The 18,458-nt window shown below is 62.1% G+C and carries 8 protein-coding genes; 4 read left to right on the top strand and 4 right to left on the bottom strand.

What is annotated here, in order from left to right; translation table 11 throughout:
* Window positions 1-138: 138 nt before the first annotated feature.
* The gene (locus A3AY_RS38245; protein ID WP_018328439.1) at window positions 139-390 is read right to left on the bottom strand and encodes a hypothetical protein; all 252 of its coding nucleotides are present in this window, start codon (window positions 388-390) and stop codon (window positions 139-141) included.
* Here A3AY_RS38245 and A3AY_RS0125130 point away from each other — a divergent pair.
* Entirely contained in the window at window positions 370-8,859 is an 8,490-nt protein-coding gene (locus tag A3AY_RS0125130; protein ID WP_018328438.1) for a glycoside hydrolase family 94 protein, read from the top strand. The genes A3AY_RS38245 and A3AY_RS0125130 overlap by 21 nt on opposite strands.
* 130 nt (window positions 8,860-8,989) lie before the next feature.
* A complete protein-coding gene (locus A3AY_RS0125125) occupies window positions 8,990-10,153 on the top strand; it encodes an OpgC family protein (protein ID WP_018328437.1) in 1,164 nt (387 codons plus the stop codon).
* A gap of 219 nt (window positions 10,154-10,372) precedes the next feature.
* Here A3AY_RS0125125 and A3AY_RS0125120 read toward each other — a convergent pair whose 3' ends face one another.
* On the bottom strand, window positions 10,373-12,130 hold the full coding sequence (locus tag A3AY_RS0125120) for a glucan ABC transporter ATP-binding protein/ permease (protein WP_026203807.1): 1,758 nt from the start codon (window positions 12,128-12,130) through the stop codon (window positions 10,373-10,375).
* 462 nt (window positions 12,131-12,592) lie between these two features.
* On the opposite strand from A3AY_RS0125120, the gene A3AY_RS0125115 reads away from it, so the two are divergent.
* Together A3AY_RS0125115 and pyc are read left to right on the top strand one after the other, a co-directional pair.
* Entirely contained in the window at window positions 12,593-13,333 is a 741-nt protein-coding gene (locus tag A3AY_RS0125115; RefSeq protein WP_026203806.1) for an autoinducer binding domain-containing protein, read from the top strand.
* A 110-nt stretch (window positions 13,334-13,443) separates the two neighbouring features.
* Window positions 13,444-16,902: a pyruvate carboxylase gene (gene pyc, locus A3AY_RS0125110; RefSeq protein WP_018328434.1), complete on the top strand. Its 3,459-nt coding sequence runs from the start codon at window positions 13,444-13,446 to the stop codon at window positions 16,900-16,902.
* A 49-nt stretch (window positions 16,903-16,951) separates the two neighbouring features.
* On the opposite strand, the gene A3AY_RS0125105 is transcribed toward pyc, so the two are convergent.
* Together A3AY_RS0125105 and A3AY_RS0125100 are read right to left on the bottom strand one after the other, a co-directional pair.
* Window positions 16,952-17,713 carry an amino acid ABC transporter ATP-binding protein gene (locus A3AY_RS0125105; RefSeq protein ID WP_018328433.1) on the bottom strand — a complete coding sequence of 254 codons (762 nt, stop codon included), beginning with the start codon at window positions 17,711-17,713 and terminating at the stop codon, window positions 16,952-16,954.
* Window positions 17,710-18,390, bottom strand: a complete 681-nt coding sequence (locus A3AY_RS0125100) for an amino acid ABC transporter permease (RefSeq protein ID WP_026203805.1) — start codon at window positions 18,388-18,390, stop codon at window positions 17,710-17,712. The genes A3AY_RS0125105 and A3AY_RS0125100 overlap by 4 nt, the downstream gene beginning before the upstream one ends.
* Window positions 18,391-18,458 lie beyond the last annotated feature (68 nt).

Genomic DNA, 18,458 nt, shown 5'->3' with positions numbered 1-18,458 from the left:
GATTTCACTTCATTTGGTGCGAAAGGGGACCACGTCACTGGTCGTTCTTTAGCGCGGTATGATAGAATTCGCCCCGCGGGAGCGTCCAACTCCTTGCAACACATTGGCACTACGGCTAAAAAATGCCCATTTCTTGCATCACGCAGCCCTGACAGCGAAGCGACTGCCGCCTTCACGACCCTCAAGGCCCTTCCGGGCTGTGTCAAAGCCCATGGTTTCCCGCGTGCGCGAGACCTTACGGTTGATGACATAACTCAGACGAGTCTCTAGGTCGTGGCGGCGCAGAGCCAAACGACAGGGCAGCCGCCCATCCGGCATGACGACCACAGCCGGACCCTTCAACACCGCCTGGATCCAGAACCCGTACCGATGAACCTTCAAAATACGCATTCCACGCCTCCGCGCGAAGCTGAAATCAAGCCGATCGATTACAACGATTCGATCCGGTCGACCTATTTCACTATCGATGAGCTTCATGAATGCGGCGCGGCGCTCGCCCGCGATGGCGTGGCAAGCCTTCCGGGTTTCTTCCCGTTCGAGTTTCGCCCGCGCCATCGCGAGAATGAACACGAGATTTTCCGCGTCTACAAGGTGACGGCCGCCGACGTCGAAGCCGGCGCCTCGATTACCCCCGCGGCGGAATGGCTGCTCGACAACCATTATCTGGTCGAAGAGTCGATTCAGGAAGTGCGGCGCGATTTTCCGCGCAGGTTCTACCGCCAGCTGCCGACCTTGGACGTGGCCGGCACGACGATCCCGCGCACCATGGCGCTTGCCTGGCTCTATGTTGCCCACACCCACAGCACGGTGTCGCGCGAGAGCCTCACGGCGATGGTTGCCGGTTTCCAGAATCACGAGACCTTCAAGATCGGTGAACTCTGGGCGCTGCCGTCCATTCTCCGCTTCGTGCTGATCGAGAACCTGCGCCGTATCGCCATCCGCGTCGATCGTTCGCGGGGGATGCGCAAGAAGGCGAACGACGTCGCCGACCAGATCGTCCGGCTGGGCGATCCGGAGAAGTTCAAGTCGGTGCTTTTGGAAGCCCAGCCGCTGACCGAAGACAATACGTTCGTGACGCAGCTTCTCTATCGCCTGCGTGACGGATCGCAGACGTCCGGCTACGTGATCACCTGGCTCGAAGAGCAGCTGGAAAAGCGCAACAGCAATGTCGAGGAAGCGCTGGTCGCCGAGCAGAACCGTCTGTCGTCCGGCAATGCGACGATGAGCAACATCGTCCGCAGCCTGCGCGAAATCGACGACAACGACTGGGCCGTCTGGTTCGAAAGCGTCAGCAAGCTCGACGATGCCCTGCGCGCCCGCTCGGATTACTCGTCGCTCGATTTCGGCTCGCGCAACAAGTATCGCAACACCATCGAAAAACTGGCTCGCCGCTCCGGCTACACCGAGCTGGAAGTCACCCAGATCGCGCTGGACATGGTCAAGGAGCAGGCCGCGTCTGCGGAGGAAATCCCGCATGAGCCGAATGTCGGCGGGTTCCTGGTCGGCAAGCAGCGCCGGCTTCTGGAGCAGAGGATCGGCTATCGTCCGACTATCCTGCAAAGCATCATCCGCGTGAGCCGCAAGCTCGATTGGCTCGCGATTGCCGGTCCCAACATCATCCTGACGATCCTGGCGATGATCGCCGTCTATGTCTTCGTCAGCCCGATGGATATTCCGACCGGGGCAAAGCTGATCATGCTGCTCCTGTTCGCGCTTCCGGCTTCCGAAGGTGCTGCCGGTCTCTTCAATACGCTGGTCACGCTGTGCGTGACGCCCTCGCGTCTCGTCGGCTACGAGTTTCTCAACGGGATTCCGGAGGATGCGCGCACCCTCGTGGTCGTCCCCTGTCTGATCTCAAAGCGCGATCATGTCGACGAGCTCGTGCGCAACATCGAGGTCCACTACCTCGCCAATCCGAAGGGCGAGATCTATTTCGCGCTGCTGAGCGACTGGGCCGACAGCAAGGTCGAGGAAACGGCCACCGATCTCGACGTGCTCGACTATGCCAAGCGCGAGATCGACATATTGAGCGCGCGCTATGCCCATGACGGCCGCACCCGCTTCTACCTCCTGCATCGCCGCCGTCTCTACAATGAGGCTGAAGGCGCCTGGATGGGCTGGGAGCGCAAGCGCGGCAAGCTGCACGAGCTGAACCTGCTTCTGCGTGGCGACAGCGACACAAGCTTCCTGCCCGGCGCCAATACCGTGCCGGAAAACGTGCAGTATGTCATGACGCTTGATTCCGACACGCGCCTGATGCGCGATGCGGTGACCAAGCTCGTCGGCAAGCTCTATCATCCGATCAACCGTCCGGTCGTCGATCCGGTGACGCAGAAGGTGACCGCCGGTTACGGCATCCTGCAGCCGCGCGTCACCGCGTCGCTGACCACCGGCAACGAAGCCTCGGCGTTCCAGCGCATCTTTTCGGTTAATCGCGGCATCGACCCTTATGTCTTCACCGTTTCCGACGTCTATCAGGACATCGCCGGCGAGGGCACGTTCACCGGCAAGGGCCTCTACCATATCGACGCCTTCGAGGCAGCGCTGAAGGGCAGGATCGAGGAAAACGCGGTTCTCAGCCATGACCTCCTGGAGGGCTCGCTTGCCAAATGCGCGCTGGTGAGCGATGTCGAACTGGTCGAGGATTTCCCGATCCGCTACGAAGTCGAGATGTCGCGCCAGCATCGCTGGGCGCGCGGCGACTGGCAGCTCCTGCCTTACATGTTCGATTTTTCCAACGGCGTCAGCATGCTCGGCCGATGGAAGATGTACGACAATCTGCGCCGCTCGCTGATCCCCTGCGCCTGGCTCGTCGCCTCGGTCATGGGCTGGTACTACATGCAGCCCACCCAGGCTCTGGTCTGGCAGTTCGTGCTGATCTTCAGCTTGTTTGTCGCGCCGACCCTCTCGCTCATCTCCGGCGTCATGCCGCGCCGCAACGATATTGTCGCCCGCGCTCATCTGCATGCGGTTCTGTCTGAAATCCAGGCGGCCAATGCCCAGGTCGCGCTGCGCATCGTTTTCATTGCCCACGCCGCCGCCATGATGGCCGACGCCATCGTGCGCTCGCTTTACCGCACCTTCGTCAGCGGCAAGCTGATGCTCGAATGGCGCACGGCAGCGCAGGTGCAGGGTTCAGCCAGCGGTACGATCTGGGACTATTACCGGTCGATGTGGACCGCCCCGGCCCTCTCGGTGGTCTCGGTGCTGCTTGCGGCCGTCTCCGATACCGGCCTTCCGTTCATTGGACTGCCGTTCGCCTTGCTCTGGGCGCTGTCTCCGGCCATTGCCTGGTTCGTCAGCCAGTCGGCCGAGACGGAAGACCAGCTGGTGGTGCCGGAAAACGTCGTCGAGGAACTGCGCAAGATCGCGCGCCGGACCTGGCTCTATTTCGAGACGTTCGTCACGGCAGAGCAGAACTTCCTGCCGCCGGACAATTTCCAGGAACTCCCGCATCCGGTTGTGGCCGAACGGAGTTCGCCGACGAATATCGGCGTCTATCTTCTATCCGTCATGTCGGCCCGCGATTTCGGCTGGATCGGTTTCGAGGAGACCGTCCGGCGCCTGGAAGAAACGGTCGGCACGATCGACCGGATGCCGAAATATCGTGGTCATCTGTTCAACTGGTATACGACGAACCCGCTTGAGACGATGGAGCCGAAATACATTTCGGCTGTCGACAGCGGCAATCTCGCCGGACATCTGATCGCCGTCTCCTCGATGTGCCGCGAATGGGCCGAAGCGCCGTCAGCGCATGTTCAGGGCAATCTCGACGGCATCGGCGATGTGGCATCGATCCTGTCGGAGGTGCTGGCCGAACTGCCGGATGACCGCAAGACCGTGCGGCCGCTGCGACGTCTGATGGACGAGAGGATCGCCGGGTTCCACAGTGCGTTGCAAGTGGTCAAGCGCGAGCAGGAATTTGCCTCCATCCGGGTGATCAACCTTGCGGTGCTGGCGCGTGACATCCAGAAGCTGACTGCCAACCTCGATCATGAAGTCCGCAGCGCGCAGAGTGGCGAAGTCAGGAAATGGGCTGGTATTCTCGTCAATACCTGCGAATCCCACATCGCCGACGGCGTCTTCGATCTCGATGCCATCGAGGTGCTGCGCCAGCGGCTGATCGTCGTGCGCGACAGGGCGCGGGATATCGCCTTCTCCATGGATTTCGGCTTCCTGTTCCGTCCGGAGCGGCGGTTGCTGTCGATCGGGTATCGGGTGAATACGAACGAGTTGGACGAAGCCTGCTACGACCTGCTCGCCTCGGAAGCACGACTGACCAGCCTGTTTGCCATTGCCAAGGGCGATTTGCCCACCGAGCACTGGTACAAGCTCGGCCGTCCGATCGTGCCGATCGGCGCGCGCGGTGCGCTCGTCTCCTGGTCGGGCTCGATGTTCGAATATCTCATGCCGCCTCTGGTCATGCAGGAGCCCCAGGGCGGCATCCTCAACCAGACCAACAATCTGATCGTCAGGGAACAGATGAATCACGGCCGTCGTCTCGGCACGCCGTGGGGCATTTCGGAAGCGGCATTCAATGCCCGCGACCACGAACTGACCTATCAGTACACCAATTTCGGGGTTCCGACGCTCGGCCTCAAGCGCGGCCTCGGCCAGAACGCCGTCATCGCGCCCTACGCCTCGATCCTTGCCAGCATGTACGATCCGAAGGCGGCGCTCGCCAATCTGGAGCGGCTGCGCGAGGTCGGTGCGCTTGGCGCCTACGGTTTCCATGACGCCGTCGATTTCACCCCCACCCGCGTACCGGAAGGCAAGACCTGCGCCGTGGTGCGCAACTATTATGCCCACCACCATGGCATGTCGATCGCCGCCGTCGCCAACGTCGTCTTCAACGGCCGCCTGCGCGAGTGGTTCCACGCCGATCCGGTCATCGAAGCGGCCGAACTGCTGCTGCAGGAAAAGGCGCCACGCGATATTCCGATCATCAACACCAAGAAGGAACCGGAATCGCTCGGCAAGGGCCAGGAGGATCTTCTTCGCCCCGAAATCCGCACCGTCAACAACCCGCTGATCAAGGATCGCGAGACCGTCTTCCTGTCGAATGGCCACTATTCGGTCATGCTGACGGCGACCGGCAGCGGCTATTCCCGCTGGAACGGCCAGACAGTCGCCCGCTGGAATGCCGATCCGAGCGAGGACCGCACCGGCACGTTCATCTTCCTGCGCGACACGGCGACCGGCAACTGGTGGTCGGCAACGGCCGAACCGCGCCGGGTGGAAGGCGAAAAGGCCATGATCCGCTTCGGCGACGACAAGGCGGAATTCATCAAGACCGTCGGTGACCTCACCAGCGAAGTCGAATGCATCGTCGCCACCGAGCACGACGCCGAAGGTCGCCGGGTGATCCTTCTCAACCGAGGCATGGAAGATCGCTTCATCGAGGTGACGTCCTATGCCGAGCCGGTGCTGACGACCGACGACACGGACAATGCCCATCCGCTGTTTGCCAAGATGTTCCTGCGCACCGAAATCGATCCGAAGGGCGACGTCATCCGCGTCACGCGCAACAAGCGCAGCCCCGGCGACCCGGACATGCAGGTGGCTCACCTGGTTGTCGACAATGCCGGCAGCAGCCGCCATACGGAAGCCGAGACGGACAGGCGCCGGTTCATCGGTACGGGCCGGACGCTCGCCGAGGCGCAGGCCTTCGACGCCGACGCCAAGCTGTCCGGCACGGACGGCTATACACTCGATCCGATCGTTTCGCTGCGCCGTATCGTGCGCGTTCCGGCCGGAAAAAAGGTCAGCGTGATCTTCTGGACCATCGCGGCGCCCGGGCGCGAGCAGATCGACAAGGCGGTCGATCGCTATCGCCATCCGGACAGCTTCAATCACGAGATGATCCACGCCTGGACCCGTTCCCAGGTGCAGATGCGCCATGTCGGCGTGACCTCGCAGGAGGCGGCAAGCTTCCAGACGCTCGGCCGTTACCTTACCTATCCCGACATGCAGTTGCGTGCCGACATCGCCACGGTTCAGGCCGGTCTTGCACCGCAATCGTCGCTGTGGCCGCTGTCGATTTCGGGCGACTTCCCGATCTTTTCCGTCCGCATCAACGATGACATCGACCTCAGCATTGCGCGTGAGGCCCTGAAGGCGCAGGAATATCTGCGCTCGCGCGGCGTCACAGCCGATCTCGTCATCATCAACGAGCGCGCCTCCTCCTACGCGCAGGACATGCAGCACACGCTCGATGCCATGTGCGAAAACCTGCGCCTGCGCCTGTCGGACAGCGCGCGCCAGCATATCTTCGCGGTCCGCCGCGATATCATGGAACCGCAAACGTGGTCAGCGCTTCTGGCCGCATCGCGTGCCGTCTTCCATGCCCGCAACGGCAAGATTTCCGATCAGATCTCCCGCGCGGAAAATCTGTTTGCCAAGCCGGTCAGCAAGAAGAGCAAGATCGTCCTGCCTCTGCTCGCAGCACCCGCTGCGGACCGGGATGCGGCCCCAGCCGAGATCAATGGCGCCGGGCTCGATTTCTGGAACGGCTATGGCGGCTTTTCCAGGGACGGCCGTGAATATGTGACGCGCCTGCGCGGCGGCGAAGCAACGCCGCAGCCGTGGATCAATGTCATTTCCAACGAAAGCTTCGGCTTCCACGTGGCGGCGGAAGGCGCTGCGTTCACCTGGGGCCGCAATTCCCGCGACTACCAGCTGACTCCTTGGACCAACGATCCGGTGATCAACCGGCCGGGTGAAGCGATCTTCGTGAGAGACATGGACAGCGGTGCCGTGCTCTCCCCCTACGCCGCCCTGTCGCGGCGCAAGTCCGTACTCTTCGAAACCCGGCATGGTCTGGGCTATTCGGTGTTCAAAAGCGTCCAGGACGGATTGGAGATCGAGGTCAGCCACGCCGTTCACCGCAAGGCGCCGGTGAAATACTGGCGGATGCGGTTGAAGAACCACACCGGCGAAGCGCGCAGCCTCAAGATCTACGGCTATGCGGAATGGCTGCTCGGCAACAATCGCGGCAAGACGGCACCGTTCATCCTGTCGCATCGCGACGAGGCCAGTGGGGCGGTGCTCGCGACCAACCCCTACAGCATCGACTATTCCGGCCGCACGGCTTTCCTGGCGGCGAGCGAAATGCCGGTGGGCTTCACGGCGAGCCGCCGCGACTTCATCGGCCTCGCCGGCAGCATCTACGCGCCAAAGGCGGTGCTTGACGGTACCTCCCTGTCGGGCGTGATCGACGCGGATGGCGATCCCTGCGCTGCACTCGTTCTCGATCTTTCGCTGGAGCCGGGCGCAAGCCGGGAGCTGACCTTCTACATGGGCGACGCCGATAATGCCGATCAGGCGCTCGAGCATCTTGAAACGGCGCGCAGCACGCCGTTCGAAACCGTCCTTGAGGCGTCCAACAGCTTCTGGCGGGATTTTACCGGCATCCTCCAGGTCGATACGCCCGACAAGGCGTTCAACAACATGGTCAATGCCTGGCTGCCCTATCAGAGCCTCGGCTGCCGAATCCTTGCGCGTTCGGCCTTCTACCAGGCCAGCGGTGCCTTCGGCTTCCGCGACCAGCTGCAGGATACGCTTGCCTTCATCGTTCACCGTCCGGAACTTGCGCGGGCCCAGATCCTGAACGCTGCGGCGCGGCAGTTCCCGGAAGGCGACGTCCTGCATTGGTGGCTGCCGGGCAACGGCTCGGGCGTCCGCACGATGATCTCCGACGACGTCGTCTGGCTCGGCCATGCCGTGCAGTATTATTGCAATGTAACGGGCACCAAGGACATTCTCGACGAGCAGATTGCCTTCATCGAGGGGCCTCCGCTGGAAACCGGCCAGCACGACAATTTCTTCCAGCCGCTGGTGTCCGGGCGGCGTGCAACGCTCTATGAACACTGCGCGCTGGCACTCGATCTGGCGATTGCCCGCACGGGAGAAAACGGATTGCCGTTGATCCTCGGCGGCGACTGGAATGACGGCATGAACCGCGTCGGTATCGAAGGCCGCGGCACCAGTGTGTGGCTTGGCTGGTTCCTTGCGGCCACCCTGCGCTCCTTCACCGAGATCGCGCGCCAACGCGGCGATGCCAAGCGGGTTGCCGCCTGGGAAACCCATCTGGCCAGTCTCAAGCAGGCGCTGGAGACCGCCGGTTGGGATGGTGGATACTATCGCCGGGGCTACTACGACGACGGTGCGCCGCTCGGCTCTGCCAACAGCAGGGAATGCCGCATCGATTCGATCGCTCAATCCTGGAGCGTCCTGTCCGGGGAAGGTGACCGCGCGCGTTCAGCCCAGGCGATGGACGCCGTGCTGGCCGAGCTTGCGGATGCCGATCACCAGATCATCCGCCTGTTCACGCCGCCGCTTTCCGAGACGGCGCAGGATCCGGGCTACATCAAGGGCTATCCGCCCGGTGTCCGCGAGAATGGCGGGCAATACACCCATGCGGCAACCTGGGTCGTGCTGGCGCTTGCAGCGCAAAACCGCACGGAAGACGCATGGCGCGCTTTCGAGATGCTCAATCCGGTCAACCATTCCAAGGATCGCGAAGGCGCCGATCACTATCGCGTCGAACCCTATGTGGTCGCTGCCGATATTTATGGCGACGGCGCTCTGACCGGACGCGGCGGCTGGACCTGGTACACCGGTTCGGCGGCCTGGCTCTACAGAGCAGCAGTCGAAGGCATTCTCGGCATTCGCAGACAGGGCGGGACGCTGACGGTTCGCCCGGTCCTGCCGGACGCCTGGGATGGTTTCTCGGCGACGCTGACCATCGACGGCAAGGCGCAGGTCATTTCCGTGACGAAAGATGCGCAAAGCGGCGAGCCGATCGTCAGCATCAATAAAACTGTCACAAAAAACGCGCATGAAAGCGTTTTAGTCTAGCTGCCGGCGCTACGTCGGACGTGCAGCCGGCTTTGCATCGCAAGTTGCAAGGCCGGCTTCGTTCTGACTGCCGGCACTCGTATTGCGTCAAGGGGGCAGGGGGCACTGAACTCGGACGAGAACATTCTGAATGCTTCAAAAACTGCAATTCGAACCGTCTGCCGATGACGGACAGACCGGGACGAAGCGATCCATCCCTGCTAAGCGTGATACCCGCCTCGACGTGTTTCGCGCGCTTTGCCTCATCACCATCTTCGTCAATCATGTGCCGGGGCAATATCTCGAATATCTGACGCCGAAGAACTTCGGCTTCTCCGATTCGGCGGAAGCCTTCGTGCTGATTTCGGGGCTTTCTGCGGGGCTCGCCTATGGGCGGAAATTCAATGTCGGCAACCGCCTCGCGCTCAGCCTGAAGATCTGGCGCCGGGCGTTCACGCTCTACGTCGCGCATATCATGACCAGCATCATCACGCTGGCGATCTTCGCCGGCGGAGCGCTTTATTTCGGGCGGCAGGACCTGATCAGCGAGATCAATATTCGCCCGCTGGTCGACCACACGGAACAGGGCTTCGTTGCGATGGTCCTGCTGGGTCACCAGTTGGGCTACAACAACATCCTGTCGATGTATGCAGTCGTCTTCCTGCTTTTGCCGGGCATGCTCTGGCTCTACGGCCGCAGCCCCCTGCTTCTGTTCGTCGCGTCCGCCGCACTCTGGCTCGCCGCCGGCGTTTTCACGATCGTGCCGATCAATTTCCTCGATGAAGGCTATTGGTTTCTCAATCCCTGGTCCTGGCAGTTCCTGTTCGTCATCGGCATGATCTGCATGATGCGCGCGCGCGCCGGCAAGCGCCTGCCGCGTCACCCGGTGCTGGTGGCCCTGTCCGCCGGCTATGTGACGCTGTCGTTCTTCTGGGTCGTGTTTTCCTGGTGGAACATCGACTTCTCCTACGGCCTGCCAGCTGTTCTGACTGGTTTCGACAAGACCTTCCTGTCGCTGACGCGCCTGCTGCATGTTCTGGCGCTTGCCTATCTGCTGGCAGTCTTTCCCGTTTTCAGCCGGATGGCGCGGCTGCGCCTCGATCATCCGCTGGTGATGATCGGGCGCCATTCGTTGCCGGTGTTCATCCTCGGCACGATCCTTGCCATGGCGGGGCAGGTGCTTCTGTTCGTCACGGGGCGTGACCCGCTCTGGGGCTCGCTGTTCGTCATCGTCGGCATAGGGCTCCATTTCGCCTATGCGCGTTATCTCGATTGGCTTGGCGGGTTGTCGCGGCCCGAGGCCGTCAGGGCTTGAGGGCAGGATCCGCGGTCATTTGCGAACCTCTGGGGTACCTGCTGGCTGCCGGCGCACCGCTTCGACAGCCTTCCGAACACCGCCTCGGCTTTTGTCGGCTGGCTGGCTGAAAGCCCCACTTCATCCAACGGGTGATATATCGACGGGGCAACCCCGCATAAAAAAATCCCCCATGGCAGCGCCATGAGGGGAAATGTGGAAACGCATGCTGCCCGTCGGTCAGGCCGCAGCGTGGCTCTTGCGGACGTCCTCGTCCGTAAGGATGCCGCTTGCGCGCAACAGCGATGCAAAGCGGCCGTTGCTGTGGCTGAGTTCGTTGAAGCCACCCATCTCGACGATGCGGCCGTGATCCATGAAGATCACCAGGTCGGCCTCGCGCACCGTCGACAGGCGGTGGGCGATGATGAAGGTCGTGCGGTCCTTGCGCAGGTTGTCGATCGCCGTCTTGACGCGGTTTTCCGTTTCGACGTCGAGCGCGCTGGTCGCCTCGTCGAGAACGAGGATCGGCGCATTCTTCAGGATTGCGCGGGCGATGGCGATGCGCTGGCGCTCGCCTCCGGAGAGCCGGTTGCCGCGTTCGCCCACCTTGGTGTCGTAGCCACCCTGACGACCTTCGATGAAGTCGGCCGCCGCTGCTGCCTGAGCTGCTTCCGCGACTTCGACCAGCGATGCGTCTTCACGGCCAAGGCGGATGTTCTCGCAGATCGACCGGTTGAGCAGGCCTGCGTCCTGGAACACGGTGGCGATCGAGCGGCGCAGTGACTTGCGGGTCACCGTCGAGATGTCGACGCCGTCGATCAGGACCTTGCCGCTGGCCGGTTCGTGCACGCGCTGCAAGAGGTTGACCAGCGTCGTCTTGCCGGCGCCGGTCGGGCCGACGATGGCGATCGTCTGGCCGGCCTTGGCGGTGAAGGAGACGTTGCGCAGGCCTTCGTTCGAGTTGGCAAAGTTGAACGACACATCGCGGAATTCGACTTCGCCGCGGACATGGTTCAGCTCGCCGGCGTCGGCGGGCTCTTCCCGGTCGCGGACCGAATCCTCGAGGTTGAAGAAGTCCTCGAGCTTGGCGCGGGCTTCGAAAATCTGCGTCACGAAGGCCTTCATCTGGTCGAGACGGCCGATCAGAAGGCCGGCAAAACCGATAAAGGCAATGACGTCGCCAATACCCAGTTCGCCCTTCTGGACGAGGAAGGTACCGATGACGAGGATGGCCATCATGGAGATCGTCGAGGCCATGCGGTTCAGTGCGCTGGCCAGCGCCCACCAGTCGAGGACCGGCAGCTGGGCCGAGATCAGCTTCTGGGTGAAGTTCTTCAGCTCGCGGGTCTCTGCCTCAATGCGGTTGTAGCTGTGTACGACCGAGACGTTGCTGATCGAGTCGGAGACATGCGAAAACACGGTATGATAGTGGTCCTCGACAGAGGCCTGGCCTTCCTTGGTGCGCGTCATCACGATCTTGCCGATCACGACGTAGAGAACGCCGAGCACGACGAGGACCAGCGACAGCCGGATGTCCATGGCAAAGGCTGTCGGTACGAGCAGCGTTAGCGCCACGGCGGTCGCCAGGTGCTGGCGCATGAATTCGAGCCAGAGGCCGAACAGCGTCTCGCAGGCGCGCAGCAGCGTGTGCAGGGCGTTGGAGGTGCCGCGCTGGCTATGCCAGGAAAGCGGCATCGCGATGATGCGGCCGAAGGCTTCCGTGATCAGGGTCGAGCGGCGCGTATGCGCCAGCCGGTCGGCTTCGCGGGCGACCAGCACGAAAGCGATCGTGTTGAAGACGCCGAGACCGGCCCACATCAGGAGCATCGGTGTCACGGCCTGTTTGGATGAGATCGCGTCGATGATGCGGCCGAACAAAATGGGCTCTGCAATCGTAATGACCGCCAGCACGATGTTGGCGATAACAATGGCCGAGACGCGAAGTTTGTGGACGGCAAGATACTGAAGCGCTCTTGCATAGACCTGGAACAATGACACTGTCTTATCCCTCTTGGGCAGTTGGTTGCGGTGCAATGAAAAGCAACAGGACATTTGCATCGCGGTATAAGTTACTGAGAACGAAGGATATCCTCCGAAAATGAACGTCGTGAATCATCATCCTTGATAACCCCGCTTAGTTCTTCCCGGTAAATCTCCAGTTCTTCCTTTGTTTTCCACGGCAAAACAAAACATCGTCTTGATCAACTTTCAGGTCGAACGAACAAGCCCATCTGTGATAGATACCGGGGGAGACAAATTGCACGTGTCGTCCGGTAAAATTATTCATAGTTTGCTATTTTTCGCGCCTTGCAGGTGAACGGCGATGCGGTGTTAGGTGGCTCCATGGCTGACGGAGGGATTATTGCGATTGCAACATGAATGGGTGCTGAACAGGACATTCATGTTGCGCTGCGGTGGACGCTGCCGAAAGACTGGAATGAATTTTTTCAAGGGGCATTTATGAATATTACGTTGCTGGTGCAGTTTCTGGCGCTCATAGACGAAATGACGAGCAGGGACGAAATCGTTCAGGAGTTCGAGCGAGTCCTGGACCGCTACGGCTTTGACTATTACGGAATCGTCCGCCAGCCGAAGCCGAATGAAAATCCCATGAGCCTGCTGCTTGCCGGGCGCTGGCCGGACGGCTGGCCGCAGATCTACATCAAGAAAAAATACGTCATCATCGACCCGACGATACGCTTTCTCGGCCATGCGCAGCGCGGTTTCCGCTGGCGCGAAACGCTGGTTGCCTTCCGCTCCGATCCGCACCGCAAGCGCATGGAACGCATGATGGTCGAGGCGCGCGGTTATGGCCTTCACGACGGGTACATCTTTCCCGTCCATGGGCGTCGCGGACTGCTCGGCAATTTGTCGCTCGGCGGCCGCGTCGTCGATCTCAGCCCGGTGGAGATGAGCCTGTTCGACGGCATTGCCAAGAAGATCTTCTGGCGACTTCTGGAATTGACCGATCCGGCGGTCCTCGCCGAAATGGTCTCCAGCGTCGACGTGCAGATGACCCGCCGCGAGATGGAAGCGTTGAACTACCTGGCCGACGGCATGACCTCGAACGAGATCAGCCGGATCCTCGACATCTCCAACCATACCGTCGACTGGTACATGAACGGCATCCAGGAAAAACTGCGCGCGAAAAACCGCCACCACGCGGTTGCCCTGTCCTTCCGGCTGGGATTGATTTCCTGACGAAATTGAACGCCCTCATGTCGACTCTGAAATTGAACTTCCTGTCATGAACCGCTAATAGTCCTTTTCGCGGTGCAGCATGACCGCGTTCAAGTCTTGAGGAGTCCGACTTGCCCATTTCAAAGATCCTTGTCGCCAATCGTTCTGAAATTGCCATCCGCGTGTTTCGCGCTGCAAACGAGCTGGGAATAAAAACGGTTGCGGTATGGGCGGAGGAGGACAAGCTCGCGCTGCACCGGTTCAAGGCGGACGAAAGCTACCAGATCGGCCGCGGCTCGCACCTCGCACGCGATCTCGGTCCGATCGAGAGCTATCTGTCGATCGATGAAATCATCCGCGTCGCCAAGCTGTCGGGCGCCGATGCCATCCATCCGGGCTACGGCCTTCTGTCGGAAAGCCCGGAATTCGTCGACGCCTGCAAGGCGGCCGGCATCATCTTCATCGGGCCAACCGGTGACACGATGCGGCGCCTCGGCAACAAGGTCGCCGCCCGCAATCTCGCGATCGAGATCGGCGTGCCGGTCGTGCCGGCGACCGAACCATTGCCGGACGATCCTGCCGAGATCCAGCGCCTCGCCGGAGAAATCGGCTATCCGGTCATGCTGAAGGCTTCCTGGGGCGGCGGCGGGCGCGGCATGCGCGCGATCCGCGACCCCAAGGATCTGATCCGCGAGGTGACGGAAGCCAAGCGCGAGGCAATGGCCGCTTTCGGCAAGGACGAGGTCTATCTGGAGAAACTGGTCGAGCGTGCCCGCCACGTCGAAAGCCAGGTGCTCGGCGATACCCATGGCAACGTGGTGCATCTGTTCGAGCGGGATTGCTCGGTCCAGCGCCGTAACCAGAAAGTCGTCGAGCGCGCTCCGGCTCCCTATCTCACGGAAGCGCAGCGCCAGGAACTGGCCGGCTATTCGACCCGGATCGCCCAGGCGACGAACTACATCGGCGCCGGTACCGTCGAGTACCTGATGGATATGGATACCGGCAAATTCTACTTCATCGAGGTCAATCCGCGCATCCAGGTCGAGCATACCGTCACCGAAGTCGTGACCGGCATCGACATCGTCAAGGCGCAGATCCACATCCTCGACGGCTTTGCCATCGGCACGCCGGAATCGGGCGTGCCGAAACAGGAGGACATCCGTCTCAACGGCCATGCGCTGCAGTGCCGCATCACCACCGAAGATCCGGAACAGAACTTCATCCCGGACTATGGCCGCATCACCGGCTACCGCTCGGCGTCCGGCTTCGGTATTCGCCTCGACGGCGGCACGGCCTATCCGGGGGCTGTCATCACGCGCTTTTATGATCCGCTGCTGGTCAAGGTCACCGCGTGGGCGCCGAACCCCGCCGAGGCGATCGCCCGCATGGACCGCGCCCTGCGCGAATTCCGTATTCGCGGGGTGGCGACGAACCTCACCTTCCTGGAAGCGATCATCAGCCACCCGAAATTCAAGGACAATTCCTACACCACCCGCTTCATCGACACGACGCCCGAGTTGTTCCAGCAGGTCAAGCGCCAGGACCGCGCCACCAAGCTCTTGACCTACCTCGCCGACGTGACGGTCAACGGGCACCCGGAAGCAAAGGGCCGGCCGAAGCCGAGCGCGGATGCGGCAAAGCCGATCGTTCCCCACAGCAATGCGGCGATCGTCGACGGCACGAAGCAGAAGCTCGATGCGCTCGGTCCGAAGAAGTTCGCCGAGTGGGTGCGGGCGGAAAAGCGCGTGCTTTTGACCGACACGACCATGCGCGACGGCCATCAGTCGCTGCTCGCCACCCGCGTGCGCACCTATGACATCGCCCGGGTCGCCGGTACCTATGCCCGTGCCCTGCCCAACCTGTTCTCGCTCGAATGCTGGGGCGGCGCCACCTTCGACGTGTCGATGCGCTTCCTGACCGAGGATCCCTGGGAGCGTCTCGCTAAGGTGCGCGAGGATGCACCGAACCTCTTGCTGCAGATGCTTTTGCGCGGCGCCAACGGCGTCGGCTACAAGAACTATCCCGACAATGTCGTCAAATACTTCGTCCGCCAGGCGGCGAAGGGCGGCATCGACGTGTTCCGGGTGTTCGACTGCCTCAACTGGGTCGACAACATGCGCGTCTCGATGGACGCGGTCGCCGAGGAGAACAAGATCTGCGAGGCGGCGATCTGCTATACCGGCGACATCCTCAATTCCGCCCGGCCGAAATACGACCTGAAATACTACTCCGCGCTCGCCACCGAGCTGGAAAAGGCCGGCGCGCACATGATCGCGCTGAAGGACATGGCCGGCCTGCTGAAACCGGCGGCGGCGACGGTGCTGTTCAAGGCGCTGCGCGAGGCAACCGACCTGCCGATCCATTTCCACACGCACGATACCTCGGGCATTTCCGCCGCGACCGTCCTTGCCGCTGTGGATGCCGGTGTCGACGTCGTCGATGCGGCGATGGATGCCTTCTCCGGCAATACCTCGCAGCCCTGTCTCGGCTCGATCGTCGAGGCGCTGCGCGGTTCCGAGCGCGATCCGGGCCTTGATCCCGAGTGGATCCGCCGCATCTCCTTCTACTGGGAAGCGGTGCGTAACCAGTATGCCGCCTTCGAAAGCGACCTCAAGGGGCCGGCGTCGGAAGTCTATCTGCATGAAATGCCGGGCGGCCAGTTCACCAACCTCAAGGAACAGGCCCGCTCGCTCGGGCTGGAGACCCGCTGGCACCAGGTGGCGCAGGCCTATGCCGATGCCAACCAGATGTTCGGCGACATCGTCAAGGTGACGCCGTCCTCCAAGGTGGTGGGCGACATGGCGCTGATGATGGTCTCTCAGGACCTGACGGTCGCCGATGTCGAGAACCCGGCCAAGGACGTCTCCTTCCCGGATTCGGTCGTGTCGATGCTGAAGGGCGATCTCGGCCAGCCGCCGGGCGGATGGCCGAAGGCGCTGCAGGCAAAGGCACTGAAGGGCGAGAAGGCCTATACCGCCCGTCCCGGTTCGCTGCTTGCGGATGCCGATCTCGACAAGGAGCGCAAGGACATCGAGACCAAGCTGGAGCGCAAGGTCAGCGACTTCGAATTCGCCTCCTATCTGATGTATCCGAAGGTTTTCACCGACTATGCGCAGGCCGCCGAAACCTACGGTCCGGTCTCGGTGCTGCCGACGCCCGCCTACTTCTACGGGCTATCGGCCGGCGAGGAACTGCTGCCGGAACTCGAAAAGGGCGTGTCGCTGGTCATCCTGCACCAGGCCAAGAGCGAGCCGGACGAGCAGGCCATGGTCAAGGTGTTCTTCGAGCTCAACGGCCAGCCGCGCCTGATCAAGGTGCCGGACCGCAACCGCTCGGCCTCGAGCGCCGCGCGCCGCAAGGCCGATCTTGGCAACGCCACCCATCTCGGCGCGCCGATGCCGGGCGTCATCTCGACGGTCTCCGTTTCGCCCGGCCAGACCGTCAAGTCCGGCGACGTGCTCTTGTCGATCGAGGCGATGAAGATGGAAACCGCGCTGCACGCCGAAAAGGACGGCACCATCGCCGAAGTGCTGGTGCGCACCGGCGACCAGATCGACGCCAAGGATCTTTTGATCGTCTACGGGGCTTGAGCATTCCGATACCAAAGAAACGGCCGGGCTTTGCCCGGCCGTTTGCGTTTCAAATCTCGTAGTCGTTGCCCATGTTCAGCGAGGAAATGAACTTCTTCGTTCGTTCCCGCTGCGGCGTCTGGAAGATGTTCCTAGGCGGGCCGCTTTCGACGATCAGGCCGCCGTCGAGGAACAGCACCTGGTCGGCGACTTTCGAGGCAAGCCGCAGGTCGTGGGTCGCCATGATCATCGTCGTGCCTTCGGCCGCGAGCCGGTTCAAGACCTCTACGACTTCCTCGGCCAGTTCCGGGTCGAGCGCCGAGGTCGGCTCGTCGCAGAGAAGCACGCGCGGCGAAGGGGCCAGCGCGCGGGCGATCGCCACGCGCTGCTGCTGGCCGCCCGAGAGCGTTGCTGGCCAGGCGTCAGCCTTGTGGGCCATGCCGACCTTTTCCAGCAGTTCGTTCGCGCGGGCCCTTGCCCTGTCCTTCGGCCATTTCAGGACGGTCACCAGCCCTTCCATGACGTTCTCGATCGCTGTCTGGTGCGGGAAAAGCTGGAAGTTCTGGAAGACCATGCCGGTCTGGCGGCGCAGGCGCTGAATGGCGTCCCAGCCGGTCTTCCTGTTTGGGGCGAACTCGATGCGCTCCTCGCCCAGCCGGATCGCGCCGGAGGTCGGGATTTCCAGGAGGTTGACGCAGCGCAGCAGCGTGCTCTTGCCGCCGCCGGAGGGGCCGACCAGCGCTGTTACGGTGCCTTCGGCGATGGTGACGCTGATGTCCTTCAAGACGACATTGTCGCCGAAGCGCTTTTCGATATGGGTGAGCTCGATCATGTGCGCGCCTCCAGGAAGCCGCCATAGCGGGCAAAGCGGTTTTCCAGCCGCACCTGCAGGGCAGAGAGAACGGAACTGAGCGCCAGGTAGATCAGCGCCGCCTCGATATAGAGGATCAGCGGTTCATAGGTCGTGGCAACGATGCGCTGGGCCGTCTGGAACAGTTCCGGCACGGTAATGGCGGCGGCGAGCGAGGTGTCCTTGACCAGCGAAATGAAGGTGTTGGACAGCGGCGGCACGGCAACGCGGGTCGCCTGCGGCAGGATGGTGCGGCGCATCGCCTGGCCCCAGCTCATGCCGATCGAATAGGCCGCCTCCCACTGGCCGCGCGGCACCGAGGAGATGACGGCGCGGATGATTTCGGACGTATAGGCACCGATGTTGAGCGTAAAGCCGATCAGCGCCGCGGGAAAGGCGTCGAGCAGGATGCCGAGGCTCGGCAGGCCGTAGAAGATGACGAAAAGCTGGACGAGCAGCGGCGTGCCGCGAATGACCCAGACATAGAACCGCGCCACGGCGACCAGCGGTTTGGCCCCGAAGAGACGGGTAATCGCCGTCAGAAGCCCGAGCGCCAGGCCAAGACCGAACGACAGCAGCGTCAGCGGGATGGTGAAGATCAGTCCGGCCCGCAAAAGCGGCAGGAGCGAATCGAGCATGAGTTGGAGCCAGGAGGGCACGGACAGGGCCTTTCAAACGACATGATCCGCCCCGGAGCTTCCGGAACGGATCACGCCTTATAGTTCAC

It is taken from the genome of Rhizobium giardinii bv. giardinii H152 (genome assembly GCF_000379605.1).
GTDB lineage: Bacteria > Pseudomonadota > Alphaproteobacteria > Rhizobiales > Rhizobiaceae > Pararhizobium > Pararhizobium giardinii.
This window is presented reverse-complemented; position numbering and strand designations above follow the sequence as displayed.

Bases quoted from the DNA above. Each gene is read 5' to 3' on its own strand.
- A3AY_RS0125105 (WP_018328433.1), bottom strand. From the start codon at position 17,713: ATGATCGAGCTCACCCATATCGAAAAGCGCTTCGGCGACAATGTCGTC.
- A3AY_RS0125115 (WP_026203806.1), top strand. From the start codon at position 12,593: ATGAATATTACGTTGCTGGTGCAGTTTCTGGCGCTCATAGACGAAATG.
- A3AY_RS0125130 (WP_018328438.1), top strand. From the start codon at position 370: ATGAACCTTCAAAATACGCATTCCACGCCTCCGCGCGAAGCTGAAATC.
- A3AY_RS0125125 (WP_018328437.1), top strand. From the start codon at position 8,990: ATGCTTCAAAAACTGCAATTCGAACCGTCTGCCGATGACGGACAGACC.
- A3AY_RS38245 (WP_018328439.1), bottom strand. From the start codon at position 390: ATGCGTATTTTGAAGGTTCATCGGTACGGGTTCTGGATCCAGGCGGTG.